This is a genomic window from Acetobacter okinawensis JCM 25146 (genome assembly GCF_000613865.1).
Taxonomy (GTDB): Bacteria; Pseudomonadota; Alphaproteobacteria; order Acetobacterales; family Acetobacteraceae; genus Acetobacter; species Acetobacter okinawensis.
In genome coordinates this window covers 77,599-93,097 of record NZ_BAJU01000003.1, presented here as the reverse complement: position 1 = coordinate 93,097, position 15,499 = coordinate 77,599, and the positions used below count along the sequence as shown (strand labels likewise).

Sequence of the window (15,499 nt, the reverse complement as noted above, 5' to 3'; positions counted from 1 at the left end):
TTTTAAAGAAAGAACACTTCATGGTATTTCATCTCACATCTATCCGGCGTCTGGCGGCTCTGGCCGCAACAGCCCTGAGCACGCTGGTTTTGCATGCTCCCTCCGTGCAGGCTTCTCCCAGCGTTTTTCCTACAGGTGTCACCCGGTATGACCCTCAAAAGGCTTACAACAGCTTCGTCCTGTTTTCCGGCAGTGATGGGCACACCCACCTGATCGACATGAATGGGCATGAAGTCCACCGATGGGATAAATCCGGCTTTCCTGCCAAATATGTGGACCCCGCACTTGTGGATGACCAGAAAGGCGTCATTGGCCTTCAGCTATCGGAGATTCCCGGTGATGGAACCCACAAAATCCCCGGTGCCGTTGCCGGCTTTCGTGACCGGACGTTTGGATATGTTGACTGGTCAGGCAAAACACTCTGGGAATGGGGCACACAGGCCCCCGGTGGCAATGCCCGCCAGCACCACGACTGGGTTCGTCTGGCAGACGGCGGAACCCTGCTGCTGGCCAACCAGAACCGCAACATCTGACGGGGCCAAACCTGTGCTGGATGATGTAATCTACAACATCGGCCCAGACGGCACATCCGCTGGACGTGGAAAGCAGGTGATCATCTGAAAGAATTTGGCTTTACGCCTGCGCAGCTTGCATTGGTACTCCATGCGGAAAACCCCGATTACCTCCATTTTAACGACATGCAACTCGTAGGCCCCAACCACTGGGAGCAGGAGGGGGACAAACGCTTTGCTCCCGGCAACATTATTGTTGATTCGAGAGAGGCCAACTTTATTGCCATTCTAAACCCGGACACCGGCAAAGTTGTCTGGCGCCTTGGCCCCAACCTGCCGCCACGCGGACGCAAGGACTCTCCTGCTCCTTTTCCGGTCAATCAGTTTGTTGGTCAGCATGATGCCCACCTGATTGCACAAGGTCTGCCCGGAGCGGGCAATATACTTGTTTTTGATAATCAGGGAGAAGCCGGATACCCGGCCCATCCGTTACAGGTTGCCGCTGGCTCGCGCATTCTGGAAATCAACCCGGTGAGCAATCAGGTTGTCTGGTCCTATACAGGGCAAAACTCGGGTGGTGCACCCTGGAGTTTTTACAGCAGCTTTATCAGTTCTGTAGACCGTCTGCCCAATGGCAATACCCTTATTGATGAAGGTATGAACGGCAGATTTTTTCAGGTTACGCCAACTGGAGAAATCGTATGGGAATATGTCTCCCCCTATACTGGAGAAGCCCCGACAACGGGGGAAGGTCACCCCACCCGGTCAAACTGGGTCTATCGCATTCAGCCAGTCCCCTATGACTGGGCACCGGATGGTACCCCGCATACCGAAGCAGCACTGACCACTCCTCCCGCCCCCTGAGCACGCCTGCCACAACACAACACCCCGGCATTACACGCAACACCGACAGGACAAACCACCGATGCTAAACCTCGGGAAAGCAGGTCTTTTACTCGCATGCACAGTATTTTTTTCCACAGCACACGTCAGGGCCGAGCCCGCTCCGGTATGGCCTAAAGACATACAGCCCCCCAAAGGGGCACCTAACATTGTGGTCATACTGGTTGACGACGTTTCTTTCGGCGCAACAGAACTATTTGGTGGACCTATTGCCACACCAAATTTCAAGGCGTTAAGCGAGCACGGAGCAACGTATAACAACTTTCATGTCAATGCGCTTTGCGCACCCTCGCGCGCATCCCTACTGACCGGATATAACGATCATCAGGTCGGGTTTGGCACCATTACCGAAGCGGCGGCTCCTTATCCGGGGTATAACACCATTCTCCCTCCGGCGGTTACACCGGTTGCGGCCGTGCTGAAAGCCGGCGGATACAGCACTGCGGCTTTTGGTAAATGGCACAACACTCCCTACTGGCAGGCCAACCCTACTGGCCCCTATGATTTATGGCCCACAGGGCGTTGGGGGTTTGAGCATTTTTACGGTTTTCTCGCCGCAGCAGACAGCCAGTATTACCCGCGCCTGTACCGCGACCGCACTCCAGTAGAAACACCACAAACGCCCGAACAGGGCTATCATTTTACAACAGATATAACAAACAACGCCATAAACTGGCTGCATACCCATGACGCACTGGAGCACGACAAGCCCTTTTTCCTCTATTATGCAACGGGTGCCACACATGAACCTCACCAAGTCCCGCATCAGTGGATAGAAAAATATAAGGGCAAATTCGACCAAGGATGGGATGTTCTGCGTCAGCAGATATTCGACCGCCAGAAAGCACTCGGAGTGATCCCCGCCAATGCAAAACTGACACCCCGCCCGGCTGGCCTGCCAGCATGGGATTCCCTCGACCCGGACCAGAAAAAACTCGTAGCCCATCAAATGGAAGTTTATGCAGGTTTTGCTGAGCAGACAGACCATGAAATTGGTCGACTGCTTGCCACAATCCGTGAGGAAGGTCAGGCCGACAACACTCTGGTGCTGGAAATTTTTGGCGATAACGGCGGCAGTGCAGAAGGAGGGCCTCTGGGCCATGACGCAAAAAATGCGGATGGCACAATTCCTTCAGTCAAAGAGCGCCTGAAAATAGCCAACGCCCTGGGGAATGAGCATTACCTCAACCACTATGCCGCAGCATGGGCGTGGGCGCTGACCGCCCCATTTCAGGGCACAAAACAGGATGCATCCCATCTGGGTGGCACCACAGACCCGCTGGTTGTTTCATGGCCTGCCCACTACCCGCAGGCGCAAGGTCTGCGCTCCCAGTTCAGCCATCTGGTGGATATTGCACCAACCCTTTACGAAGCTGCGCACATAACACCCCCCACCACAACGAACAGCGTTGCTCAATGGCCGCTGGAAGGCACCAGCCTGCTCTACACACTGGAACAGCCCGCTGCCCCATCCCGCCACCACATCCAGTATTTTGCGACCAACGGCAACCGTAGCATCTACGCCGATGGCTGGTGGGCAGGCATTCTTGCACAACAGACATGGGAAGGCCCCAATGGCAGCGCCTACCTGACACAAGGCCAGCATGACACCCACAACTGGGAACTTTACAAACTTGATGATGATTACAGTCAGGCTACCAATCTAGCCGAGCGTTACCCCGAAAAACTGAAAGAACTTCAGGCTCTCTTCAACAAAGAGGCCAGACGTAATCAGGTTGACCCACTCCGTCCGGGTATTGCAGGCCTCTATCCTGTTGGTGCAGCAAGCGGACAAAAGGTTTTTACCTACCGTAGCGGCACAAGCCGCATTGACCAGTGGCATGCCCCTCATCTGTCTGGCGGTCATTACACGCTTGAGGCGGACGTCGATGTACCCACACAAGGCGGAGAGGGGGTTATCTTTGCTGACGGTGGCCTGAATGGGGGCGTTACACTGTTTGCCCAGAACCATCATCTTGTTTATCAGGCGAACAGCAACGGTTACACGGTTGGTAAAATACGCTCGAACTCCCCCCTGAATGCAGGAAAACACCATATCGTTGTGAGTGTGGAACCTGCAAACACGGCCACTTCGGGCGCCCCTACCCCGCATGCCAAAAATCTGGGATGGTTGACCAGCCACAAGCCCACCCCCGGCAACGTAACAATCACGCTTGATGGCAAAGCCAGCAACACAGTCCATTTTGCCAACGTTACCGTCCAAACATCCGAAATGCTGGATATTGGTCAGGATCTGGGATCAGCCGTCAGCACAGACTATACAGCCCCCGCGGCTTTTTCTGGCACGGTTGAAAAACTTGTTGTCACCGATTTGCAGTAACAACAAAATGGTGAGAGGCAGAACATGCCTCTCACCAATATGTAATCACGCTCATATCTGCGGATTACCCGGAACGCCTCCCATGGCCCGGAATAAAAGCTGACCTGCCGGAGTGTGGAACATGGCCGCAGGGTCTTCCTTTCTGGTCCTGCTATCTGGCGCATAGGTGCCTGCCAGAACCGTGTCCAGATAACCAGCCGAGGACTTGACGGCGAACAGCATCAATATCCCCTCCAGTGTTGTGGGTACGTTTTTTGCGTTCAGCGCGGCCTCTACCGCAGGCTTGATGGCCAGAGCCTGCGTGCGGCTACTCCATGTAACAGCAACCAGAGCCGCCAGAGCCGCCGTACTATCGGTTGGATTACGAATGGTTGCCGCAAGCCACGGAGCCGCTTCCTGCCCTCGCCGACTGTTCAGCAGAATTTCACTCTGGAGTGCACGCACGGAAGGTGATGTTTCCACCAAAAACTGCTGTCTGATTCGCTCTACCGTTCTCGCACTCAAGGAATCCTGCAGAATAAGCAGGCCAGTCGCTGCCCAATAACGCATGGACTCATTCGGGTGTGCCAGAACCTTGCCAAACGGTTCCATATTCTGTGCATTACGCGTAATGACCCTGTTAGCCAGCGGCAACAGCTCACTTAACGGATAAATATCTGCGTTTCGGCTGACAAAATACCCCTGCTGTTCGGAGGTCTCTGGCATAAACCCATTGTCGTGTGTTTTTAGCATATGTTCATCAAGAGCCGCACTAAGCTCCCTGAGCGTATCCTGCGCCTGCAGATCCTGAGCCAGATTACGTATCTGGTGAGGGTCCTGATGCAGGTCATACAGCTCCTCGGCAGGTTTTGTCTGCCAGAATGCAGATTGTATCTGATCAAGATGCCCCGCCAGCCACTGCGCCTGCCAGGACTGGTAAGCCCGCCCCATCCACTCGTAACTATTGTGCTGGCCATAAATACGGTGCGGCATATAGTTACGGATATAACGGTAGCGCCCATCGGTGACTGTACGCATCAGGTCGTAACATTCATCCATACGATTGCGACCACTAAACACATAACGCCTTGGTGTTATGGCAGATTCCCCAAACATACTTTGTCCCTGCATGACTTCAGGCACAGGCAGCCCCGCCAAGGTCAGGGTCGTGGGGGCCATGTCCACAAGACTAACAAGGTCCGGGCTGGGCTGGCCTAAAGGACGCTGTGCAAGATGGGCATATTTTTGCGGAAAATGCACAATAAAGGGGACGTTCAGCCCACCTTCGTAGCAATACCGTTTGGTTCGAGGGGCCACGCCCCCATGGTCTGCCAGAAAAAAGACGACTGTCTCTTCCGCCAACCCATCCTGTTCCAGTTCTTCAAGAATATGAGCAACAGCTTTGTCCTGCGCGTTCACCATATCAATATTACGCGCCAGTGCGTCCCTTACCTCCGGTGTGTCTGGCAGGTATGGCGGCACATCAACCTTTGCCGGATCCGTTACAAGCGGCGTTGTTTCAAACACATGCGATTCATGGGTAATCAGATAGTTATAAACGCTAAAAAATGGCGTATTTTGGGGACGCTTACGCCAGTGCGCCGTAATGGAGCACTCATCCCAGATATGGTGCGGATCAAAATCACAATTGTAATCTGTAAACACGTTGTTGGTGCAGTAGTACCCACCTGCACGCATATATTGCGGCAAAGCCTGAATATAACCGGCAACCTTTGCAACAGAACGCATGTTTTCCGCGGGTGCCCAGCTCTGTGGTGATATTCCGGTCAGCATAGAAAAACGGGAAGGTGAGCAAACAGGCGTAGTGGCATAGGCTTTGTCAAACCGAATGCCGCCCTGCGCCAACTGATCAATCGTAGGAGTTTGGGCCAAAGCATTGCCATAACACCCAAGCAATGGGGCATGAATATCGTGGCATATAATCCATACAATATTTGGCCGTGACTGTGTCCGCGCCTCTGCACCACGCGGAGCAAGGAGCAGAGTGGATAACGCGGCACTTCCTGCAAGAGCCTGCCTTCTGGAAAACGTATGCATGATGTTCTGGTCTTTTCCCTAAAAATACACGCTTAATAACGATATAATTTTGTAACTTACAGCTTTACTGAGGATATTAAATACGATATTTTTCGATTCAATGCATTACTAACTTTTATTATTAGTGGAATTGTCATGGTTTCCTTCACAACCCCAGATCGCCGCCGTTTTATGGCTCTCGCCGCAAGCACGGGGCTCACTTCACTCCTCGCCCCCAGACTTGTGCAGGCACAAGTGCCGCCAGTAACCCCGCCCTTACCGCCTCTTGCCGAAGCCAGCCGGCAAGCATGGATTTTTACTGTTCCGTTAGCGGAAAATGCCCTTGCTCGGGCACGAATTCTGAAAGATAACCCTGCAAACACGCTTATTCACAAACGCACATTAAGTGACTGGCAAGACCGCTTTATTACCACCCCTAATAATGACACGCTTTATTCCGTGGCATGGCTGGACCTCTCGGCTGGCCCAGTCAAACTCCATGTCCCCCCGACGGGAGACAGATATATTTCCGCAGCCCTGATTGATATGTACACAAACAATTTTGCCATTCTTGGCACGCGTACAACAGGGAATGACGGCGGGTCCTTCACCATTATAGGGCCAGAACAAAGCACCCACTCCCTAACAGACATCCGTTCACCGACACGCTGGGTCTGCTTGCTGATCCGCACACTTGTGAACGGAACACAGGACCTGCCGGCCGCGCATGACATTCAGGACCGCATTATCCTGCAAGCACCAACAGTTGCAAAACCTCCGGTTTTTAGCACCAGCCGCAATGCCTCTTGGCAGGATTACTTTGCCGCAGCACAGGACCTGCTGAACGAAACACCGGCCTTTGCGACAGATGAAGCAGTTGTAAAAAAAATTGCCCCTTTAGGCTCACGGCCAATAGTAGATTCAATCCCGGCAGTTTTTCCGCCGCACAGGCTGCTGAAATCCACCTGGGTCTGGATCGGGCAAAATCTGAACTGGCCAACCGTAGCACGCTTGGTGCTGCACATAACGGATGGTTCTGGCCAAAACCTGATCTGGGCAATTTTGGGCAGGATTACCTTTATCGCGCGCAGGTCGCCGTAGGTGGCCTGCTGGCACTCCCTAATGACGAGGCCCTGTATCTTGTTGCGGCTCTTACACCCGAGCAACAGACATGCCCTGCCGGAAAGCATCTCCTGCTCCACTTTGCCGCAGGTCAGTTACCTCCGGTCAATGCCTTCTGGTCCCTTAGTCTTTACGAAGCAACGCCTGATCACCAGTATTTCTTCACCCGCAATCCCATCAATCGCTATACGATTGGAGACAGAACCCCGGGTCTGATCAAAAATCCCGATGGAAGTTTGGATATTATTATTTCCCGGCAAAAGCCGAGCACGGCTCAGCAGACCGCAAACTGGTTGCCAGCGCCACTCCATGCGCCCTTTGGTCTCTTCCTACGCACCTATCTGCCACAACCGGCATTGCTGAACCGCACATGGAATGTGCCTCCCCTTCAACTTGTTGATAACAGCTAAGGAGTAAAACCTGAATATCCCGCGTGATTGACCGCACGGACAACAGGCAGATCAAACCCGACATCGTAAGGATCACAGGCATGTGGCGAGACATGTCTCAATATGGTCCATGATACCGTTTTGTCGGACCATTATTGCCGTTGCTGTCCGTGCTGTTCAGCTCTCATCATAAGTGACTTGCAGAACACTCGGATGAGAGCATGCCATGAGAGACCGCATTCAGAACCAGTTCTTCCTTGACCGCGTAATGACGGCCGAGGACGCCGCGGCATTGATCCGGAATGGTGATACTATTGCCACCAGTGGTTTTACTGGTGCGGGCTACCCCAAAGCCGTGCCAGAAGCCCTTGCCCAACGCATTAAAGCGGCACACGACGCTGGTACACCATTCACAATTCGATTGCTGACTGGCGCGTCAACAGGACCACAACTTGATGGCGCTCTTGCGCAGGCCAACGGTTTGGCGTTTCGGGCACCCTATAATGGGGACGCCACAATGCGGGCCCGGATTAATGACGGGAGTACCCTCTACCTCGACACACATCTCGGTCAGGTCGCCCAGAAGGCGCGGCAGGGGCAGTATGGCCAACCTGATGTTGCCATTATCGAAGCCGTTGCGATCACGCCTGATGGGCAGATCATTCTCAGTTCATCCGTGGGCAACACCCCCACGTGGGTGCAGATTGCTGACAAGATCATTATCGAAATCAATACATGGCAGAACCCTGAGCTTGCTGGCATTCACGATATATGGGGTGGCGTGCGGATGCCACCTTACGGGCAGAGCATCCCGCTCATACACCCCGGAGATCGCATTGGCAGCAGCACACTGACCATCGACCCAGACCGGCTGGCAGCTGTCGTCATAACAGATGAGCCTGACCGTAACGCAGCTTTTGCTGAACCGGATACCACCGCGCGGCAGATTGCCGGGCATGTGATGGATTTGTTCGAGCATGAGGTCAAACAGGGGCGTCTCCCCCCTCTCTCCTGCCGTTACAGAGCGGTGTCGGGAACATTGCCAATGCTGTGCTGGAGGGGCTGAATGCGAGCCGGTTTGAAAACCTGACCGGTTTTAGTGAAGTCATTCAGGATGGTATGCTGTCCATGCTGGAAAGCGGGCGGATGGCCGTTGCCTCGGCCTCCTCTTTTTCCCTCAGCCCGGAGGCTGCACAACGCATCAACGACAACGCCGCTTTCTTCCGTCAGAAGATCATCTTGCGGCAACAAGAAATCAGCAACAGCCCCGAACTGATCCGACGCCTTGGTGTTATTGCCATGAACGGCATGATTGAGGCGGATATCTATGGCAACGTCAATTCCACCTGTGTCATGGGGTCACGTATCCAGAACGGCATTGGTGGGTCGGGTGATTTTGCCCGTAATGCATACCTGTCTCTTTTCGTTTCGCCATCCACGGCCAAAGGGGGTAAAATATCAGCGTTCGTACCAATGCTCCCCCACACTGACCATATTTTGCAGGATGTGCAGATTATTGTTTCTGAACAAGGACTTGCTGATTTGCGTGGCTCGCCCCTGCAGAACGGGCGCGGACAATTATTGCCAAATGCGTACATCCCGACTTTAGAGCGCCATTGCAAGAGTATTTCAATCAGGCCCGCCGGCATAGCTTTGGCCAGCATATTCCACATCATCTTCCCACTGCCCTTGCCTGGCACCAGCGTTATATGGAAACCGGAAGCATGACGGACTAAACAGGAACCGGAAGCAGGATGACCGAACTTCTGATTGTCTTTATGGTGAATGACGCGTCCAGTTAATGGATGTCGCCGGACCAGCCGATGTATTTGCGGAAGCCAACACTTTTTATGGTGCCCCACTTTACCGCTCTGTCATCATAGCTGCAAAAAAGGACATTCGCAGTTCTTGTGGTTTTCATTTGCGGGCCGACCTGCTGCTTGGGGATATACATAACACATGCATTGATACTTTGCTGGTCGCAGGTGCTCCCGATGCTGCAAACAGACCCTCTGATCCGGTCTTGACTAGATGGTTGTTGCGGGAAGCCCCAAAAGCCCGCCGTTTTGGATCAATTTGTGGGGGTGTTTTTCCTCTCGCGCAAACTGGCCTGCTAAATGGCCACACCATTGCCGCGCACTGGCAGATGTGGAGTGTGTCCGCCAGCAGTTCCCCGCTGTAAGTGTGGATGCAAACGCTATTGTCAGGGAGGAAGGTCCGCTCCGCACTGCGGCCGGTGTCTCTTCCGGTCTGGATCTGGCACTCTCTCTGGTGCGGGAGGATATGGGGGAACGAATTGCCCGCGACGTTGCCCGGCAACTGGTCCTTTTTTACAAACGACCCGGTGGGCAGTTGCAGTACAGTCGGCAGCGGGAACTCTCCCCTGCAGGTCGGTCTGCCTTACAGTCTCTCCAGCGCCAGATCATCCAGCAACCAGATGCCGAATACAGTGTGGAAGCAATGGCCCGCATGGTCATGCTGGAACGCCGGCAGCTGACGCGCCTCTTTGCGAAGGAAACCGGTTTATCTCCCGCCCGGTGGGTAGAGCAGACACGCCTTACCATTGCCCGCAGTCTGCTGGAAGATGGACGTAAACCACCAAAAGTCGTAGCTGCCGAGGCAGGTTTTGGGTCTGTCAGGGTTTTGCGCCGGGTGTTCCAGCGCCATCTTGGCGTCACACCTGCGGAGTATAGAAAACGCTTTGGTCAACGACACTGACTCTGGAATGCAGAGCGCGGTATCCTACGCCTGATCTCCTATTTTCATCAAGACTAGGCCGGACACTATAAGTACTGCCGCCACAAAGCGTATTACGCTAGCCTGCTCACCAAAAAACACGATCCCGGCAACAAAAGCCCCAACAGCTCCCACTCCGGTCCAGACCGTATAGGCTGTTCCAAGTGGCAAAGACCGCATGGCGGCAGAAAGCAGGCCAATGCTGATCAGCATCCCGGCAATGCAGAGCGCGGAAGGCCATAATCTGGAAAAACCGGCAGACTGCTTCATGGCTGTTGCCCAGACCACCTCAAAAACACCAGCCAGAAGGAGCGCAACCCAATGCATGGAATGTCCTATTCCTGTTTCAGAAATTGATGAAATGCACCACTCCAGAGCAGAAAGCCTGCAAGGACGAACATGACTCCTCCAATAATGCAGTCAAAAACCTGCCAGGCACGCGGGCGGGCAAAAACAGGCTGCAAGAAGCGCGCCCCATACCCCAGAGCAGCAAACCACAAAAAACTGGCTGATGCCGCGCCAACCGCAAATATGGGCCTTGCCGACAAGGGTTGTGCCGTGGCCGCAGCCCCCATCAACAAGACTGTGTCGAGATAGACATGAGGATTAAGCCACGTAAAAGCCGCAACAGTTGCCAGCGCTCTTTTTAACGAAACACTCTGCCCCAACTCGACAGACATGCTGCCATGTTGGGCCGCACGACGTAAGGACTGTGTGCCATACCATGCCAAAAATCCCGCACCAACTAGTGTAAACCCCACTGTTAACGTGGGTAGGACTGCAACCACTGCTCCCATTCCGCTCACTCCAGCAATGATCAGCACGGCATCTGAAAAACCACAGAACAGAACAATCATACCAACATGCTCCTGCTTTAATCCTTGACGAAGCACGAACAGATTTTGTGCGCCAATGGCTACGATCAAAGAGGCAGACAGGGCAAAACCAGAACAAAATGGAAGTAGAAAAGACATCATCAAACCTGGATAGCCACGTTTGCGACATAAGAAAAACTTGTTTTTCTACATGATATGAAGCAATCCTTAATCATGCTAGATTACGCCGCCTTGAATGCTGTCAGTGCCGTTGTGCGTGAAGGGTCTTTTGAAGGGGCCGCTCACGCTCTTGGCCTCACCCCCTCAGCAATTTCACAACGCGTCCGAGGATACGAGGAAAGACTGGGATCGCTCCTGATCGTCAGAGGCCAACCTTGCCTGCCCACTGCCCTGGGCAAAGCGCTTTGCGCGCATATTGACAAGGTACGCCTACTTGAGGCCGAAATTCCCGAACTCTGCGGGCAAGGGGTTATGGCGGTCTCCCGCTCCCCAACCCTTAAAATCGCAGTAAACGCGGATAGTCTGGCAACATGGTTCCCCAGAGCAATAGCCGACTTTGCAAAAGAGACAGATGTCTTTCTGGACCTTCTTGTTGAAGATGAAGCTCATACGGCAGATCGGCTGCGTTCGGGCGATGTTATGGCCGCAGTTACGGCAGATGCCACTCCGGTACCGGGATGCCACACAACCCATCTGGGCGTGTTGCGCTACGTTGCCTGCGCTAGTCCCGATTTTATACTGCGTCACTTTTCCAACGGGTTCACGCGTGCCGCATTCGCAACGGCACCATGCATGTGCTTTGAAAAACGTGACAAACTGCAAACACGCTGGCTACAAGATGTGCACCACACGCCCCTGCCATTGCACGTACATTACATCCCCTCCCCTCAGGGATTTCTGGATTTTGCACTGGCTGGTCTTGGGTGGGGCCTACAACCTCTTTGTCTGGCACAGGAACATCTTGCAACAGGCAGACTCATCGAGCTTCCTCCGCAGCATGCTATTGATGTTACTCTGTACTGGATTATTCCACGACTAAAGAGTGACCTTCTGGGAAAATTAACTCAGCACTTGAAAAAACTGAACCGCCCAGCTTCACCACGATCTAAATCTCGCCAAAACAAGAGTTTTTTGAATAATCTGCATCTTCCTATTGTCAGCCCTACGCGTAAGAACAGCCAGAGCATAGATGGCCTTCCTTTAAAAACAGTCCTCAATCCATGAATGATATTTATGGATAAATGAAATCAAATCATTTTTATTCAATAGATCATTCAGGCATAACATCTTCAATATGCCTGAGCATGAGAACAGTAAAACAAATCAGCAATATAAAAACAGGACGCAAAACAACTATGATAAAGCAATCTGCATTCAATATTAAACGCATTCGGTTTGATGAACATTACCACCCTTCAGACAATACGCGCCTGACAACCAACTTTGCCAATCTGGCAAGAGGTGAAAACCGTCAAGAAAACCTGCGCAATGTCATCCAGATGATTGATAATCGTTTTAATAGTCTCGCTCATTGGGATAATCTGCAAGGCAATCGCTATTCTGTAGAAGTTGAAATTATTTCCTTCGAACTCGACATAGACATTGAGAACAGAAGAAACTCTTTTCCTCTCATTGAAATTCTGAATACATCAATCATAGACAAAACATATCAAAAACGAATTTCTGGTCTGGTGGGAAATAACTTTTCTTCTTATGTACGGGACTATGATTTTAGCGTATTACTGCCAAATTATAACAAGAATAAACCTGACTTCAATATCCCCAATAATTTTGGAGATTTACATGGAAAGCTCTTCAAATGCCTCCTCCAATCCCCGGCCTATCAAATGAATTTTCATAAGCTCCCGGTTATTTGCCTGAGTGTTTCTACCAACAAAACCTATCATCGGACAGATAACCAGCACCCGGTGCTCGGCGTTGAATATCAACAAAATGAATTTTCTTTGACTGATCAGTATTTTGCAAAAATGGGCATGAAGGTACGCTATTTTCTACCCCCTGATAGCGTGGCGCCTCTGGCATTCTACTTTTTTGGCGACCTCCTTTCTGATTACTCCACTCTCGAACTTATCAGTACTATCAGTACAATGGAGGTTTTCCAAAATTTATCGCCCTGAAATTTATAATGCCAATTCGGTAGCCCCCAAAGACTACCATCCCAGCTTAAGTCATCAGGACTATTCGCTCACGCGTGTTGTTTACGACCGAGAAGAACGCAGTCAACTGGCCATTGCACAGGGGAAATATACGGAAGAAAGCTTTATCAGCCCCTACCATGACAGGCTTGAGCAATGGTCTGCCAGTTATTCCGCATGATTAAACCAAAAACATAAGGCTATCACTCATGACAACATTACTCCCAACCGCAACAGCTGGCAGCTTACCAAAACCGTCCTGGCTCGCCCAACCTGAGACACTCTGGTCACCTTGGAAACTACAGGGGGAAGAACTGCTCGAAGGCAAACAGGATGCGTTGCGCTTAACACTAGATGACCAGGATCACGCAGGCATTGACATTGTCAGTGATGGTGAACAGACACGCCAGCACTTTGTAACAACTTTTATTGAACACCTGAGTGGCGTTGATTTTGAAAACCGTCAGACGGTTAAAATTCGTAACCGCTACAATGCCAGCGTGCCGTCGGTCGTAGGAACAGTAACACGCGAAAAATCCGTCTTTGTCGAAGATGCAAAATTTTTACGCACTTTAACAAAAAAACCTATCAAATGGGCATTGCCCGGCCCCATGACTATGATTGATACACTCCATGACGGCCATTACAAAAGCCGCGAGAAACTGGCGTGGGAATTTGCCAGAATTCTTAACCTCGAAGCCAAAGAACTCGAAGCCGCTGGTGTTGATATTATCCAGTTTGATGAGCCCGCCTTTAACGTGTTCTTTGATGAAGTCAATGACTGGGGCATAGCAGCTCTAGAAAGGGCTCTGAACGGTCTTAAGTGCGAAACAGCAGTCCATATCTGCTACGGCTATGGCATTAAAGCAAATATTGACTGGAAAAATACTCTGGGGTCAGAGTGGAGGCAATATGAGAAAATTTTCCCCAAACTACAAAAATCCAATATCGACTTACTTTCCCTAGAGTGCCAGAACTCCCGGGTTCCAATGGACCTGATCGAACTCATCCGGGGCAAAAAAGTTATGGTCGGTGCGATTGATGTGGCAACTCATGCCGTTGAAACACCAGAAGACGTTGCTAATACTTTACGCAAAGCCTTGCAGTTTGTAGACGCACCAAACCTCTACCCCTGCACCAACTGCGGCATGGCCCCTCTGCCTCGGCAGGTTGCAAGAGATAAACTCAAAGCCCTAAGCGCTGGTGCAGACATTGTCCGTAAAGAACTCTCTAGCTAGTAGAGTCCATGCCAAAACATGAGCAACCAACTGGTAACGGAAGCTAAAGAACTGCAACCGTTACTCTGGCGGAGCATAGTCCCCTCGCCTCGCACCTGATACGGCCACGAGCATAAAAACCACCGTCGTTTACTACATGGGCTTTACGAAGCATTATGATATAATTTTATAACTGTATCATTCTGTGCATTTTTGGAGTGGAGCATGGGTATTCTGGAGCGCAGCCACCTGAAAATTATTCAGGAAGTGGCCAGAGAAGGTTCCTTGACTGCGGCAAGCACGCGCCTAAATCTGACCCAGCCTGCGCTTAGCCACGCTATCCGCAAGATAGAAACCCAGTTCGAAGTCAAGATATGGCGGCGGGAGGGACGATCCCTTGTACTCACCCAAGCTGGAGAATGGCTTCTGGCACTCGCCAACCGCCTTCTTCCTCAGTTCGAATTAGCGGAAAAACGTCTTCAACAGTTCAGTAATGGCGAACGTGGCACACTCCGCATTGGCATGGAATGTCACCCCTGTTATCAGTGGCTCCTCAAGGTCGTATCCCCATATCTGGAGAGATGGCCTAAGGTTGATGTGGATGTACGTCAGAAGTTTCAGTTTGGTGGTATTGGCGCACTCTTCAGTAATGAGGTTGATATTCTTGTTACGCCCGACCCTCTCTACAAACCCGGTCTGAAGTTCACACCAGTTTTTGATTATGAGCTTGTTCTAGCTGTTGGCCCCGAACACCCCTTGCGGGGACAAAAATTCGTCTTGCCAGAGCACCTTGCAAACGAGACTTTGATTACCTACCCCGTCCCATCAGAACGTCTTGATATTTTTACACAGTTTTTACAACCAGCGGGCATAGCGCCACGGCGACAGAAGCAGATCGAGACAACAGATATCATGCTGGTTATGGTCGCACATGGCCGAGGTGTTGCAGCACTCCCACGCTGGCTGGTTACAGAATATGCCACTCGTTTTGAACTTTATCCTGTAAAGTTGAGTAAAAAAGGCATTGCGAAACAGATATTCCTTGGTCATAGAGAGACTGATGAAGACATTCACTACCTGCGCGATTTTATAGAGTTTGCAGCGTCTGCTCAATGAATCACGTGGCAATCCCACCTACCTGACCGCCTACCCTAGTAGAAGACTTGGCGCTAAGCTCATATGTATGAGCCGAAAATAATTTTAAATTTAATACAAAAGAACAAGAGAACCCAATAATTATCCCCCTGAAGACCTTAGAAATCAATAACAGC

13 protein-coding genes and 2 pseudogenes are annotated in these 15,499 nt (G+C 51.6%); 12 read left to right on the top strand and 3 right to left on the bottom strand.

All coding sequences use genetic code 11. The features are described from left to right. Positions 1-20: 20 nt before the first annotated feature. From JCM25146_RS23335 to JCM25146_RS02845, 3 genes are all read left to right on the top strand, one after another. Positions 21-533, top strand: coding sequence for a hypothetical protein (locus JCM25146_RS23335; protein WP_242400876.1), 513 nt, complete (start codon positions 21-23; stop codon positions 531-533). A gap of 54 nt (positions 534-587) precedes the next feature. Next, positions 588-1,376 (top strand): arylsulfotransferase family protein, encoded by a 789-nt coding sequence (locus JCM25146_RS23330; RefSeq protein ID WP_369347396.1) that lies wholly within the window; start codon positions 588-590, stop codon positions 1,374-1,376. Between the two features lie 190 nt (positions 1,377-1,566). Beyond that, on the top strand, positions 1,567-3,756 hold the full coding sequence (locus JCM25146_RS02845) for an arylsulfatase (RefSeq protein WP_242400874.1): 2,190 nt from the start codon (positions 1,567-1,569) through the stop codon (positions 3,754-3,756). A 51-nt stretch (positions 3,757-3,807) separates the two neighbouring features. Here JCM25146_RS02845 and JCM25146_RS02840 read toward each other — a convergent pair whose 3' ends face one another. Continuing rightward, positions 3,808-5,793: a sulfatase family protein gene (locus JCM25146_RS02840; RefSeq protein WP_035371863.1), complete on the bottom strand. Its 1,986-nt coding sequence runs from the start codon at positions 5,791-5,793 to the stop codon at positions 3,808-3,810. 135 nt (positions 5,794-5,928) lie between these two features. On the opposite strand from JCM25146_RS02840, the gene JCM25146_RS20580 reads away from it, so the two are divergent. From JCM25146_RS20580 to JCM25146_RS24780, 5 genes and pseudogenes are all read left to right on the top strand, one after another. After that, positions 5,929-6,873: a DUF1254 domain-containing protein gene (locus tag JCM25146_RS20580; protein WP_081774732.1), complete on the top strand. Its 945-nt coding sequence runs from the start codon at positions 5,929-5,931 to the stop codon at positions 6,871-6,873. Then, complete coding sequence (locus JCM25146_RS24785) at positions 6,765-7,304, top strand: DUF1214 domain-containing protein (protein WP_369347395.1); 540 nt, start codon at positions 6,765-6,767, stop codon at positions 7,302-7,304. Before JCM25146_RS20580 ends, JCM25146_RS24785 begins: the two co-directional genes overlap by 109 nt. Positions 7,305-7,509: 205 nt before the next feature. Beyond that, positions 7,510-9,019: pseudogene (locus JCM25146_RS16745) on the top strand (acetyl-CoA hydrolase/transferase family protein). Between the two features lie 65 nt (positions 9,020-9,084). Next, positions 9,085-9,465: a DJ-1/PfpI family protein gene (locus JCM25146_RS22775; protein ID WP_199897686.1), complete on the top strand. Its 381-nt coding sequence runs from the start codon at positions 9,085-9,087 to the stop codon at positions 9,463-9,465. A 101-nt stretch (positions 9,466-9,566) separates the two neighbouring features. Then, the gene (locus tag JCM25146_RS24780; protein ID WP_369347394.1) at positions 9,567-10,001 is read left to right on the top strand and encodes a helix-turn-helix domain-containing protein; all 435 of its coding nucleotides are present in this window, start codon (positions 9,567-9,569) and stop codon (positions 9,999-10,001) included. Between the two features lie 24 nt (positions 10,002-10,025). Here JCM25146_RS24780 and JCM25146_RS02820 read toward each other — a convergent pair whose 3' ends face one another. Together JCM25146_RS02820 and JCM25146_RS02815 are read right to left on the bottom strand one after the other, a co-directional pair. Then, positions 10,026-10,346 (bottom strand): DMT family transporter, encoded by a 321-nt coding sequence (locus JCM25146_RS02820; protein WP_025825739.1) that lies wholly within the window; start codon positions 10,344-10,346, stop codon positions 10,026-10,028. An 8-nt stretch (positions 10,347-10,354) separates the two neighbouring features. After that, positions 10,355-10,993, bottom strand: coding sequence for a LysE/ArgO family amino acid transporter (locus JCM25146_RS02815; RefSeq protein ID WP_369347393.1), 639 nt, complete (start codon positions 10,991-10,993; stop codon positions 10,355-10,357). 75 nt (positions 10,994-11,068) lie between these two features. Here JCM25146_RS02815 and JCM25146_RS02810 point away from each other — a divergent pair, with 75 nt between their 5' ends. The 4 genes and pseudogenes from JCM25146_RS02810 to JCM25146_RS02795 all read left to right on the top strand — a co-directional run bounded on the left by JCM25146_RS02810 (position 11,069) and on the right by JCM25146_RS02795 (position 15,344). Further along, a complete protein-coding gene (locus tag JCM25146_RS02810) occupies positions 11,069-12,079 on the top strand; it encodes a LysR family transcriptional regulator ArgP (protein ID WP_025825735.1) in 1,011 nt (336 codons plus the stop codon). A gap of 17 nt (positions 12,080-12,096) precedes the next feature. Further along, a pseudogene (locus JCM25146_RS16735) lies at positions 12,097-13,192 on the top strand (DUF1852 domain-containing protein). A 28-nt stretch (positions 13,193-13,220) separates the two neighbouring features. Beyond that, on the top strand, positions 13,221-14,249 hold the full coding sequence (locus tag JCM25146_RS02800; RefSeq protein ID WP_025825734.1) for a methionine synthase: 1,029 nt from the start codon (positions 13,221-13,223) through the stop codon (positions 14,247-14,249). A 204-nt stretch (positions 14,250-14,453) separates the two neighbouring features. After that, positions 14,454-15,344 (top strand): LysR family transcriptional regulator, encoded by an 891-nt coding sequence (locus JCM25146_RS02795; protein ID WP_025825732.1) that lies wholly within the window; start codon positions 14,454-14,456, stop codon positions 15,342-15,344. Positions 15,345-15,499: the final 155 nt, after the last annotated feature.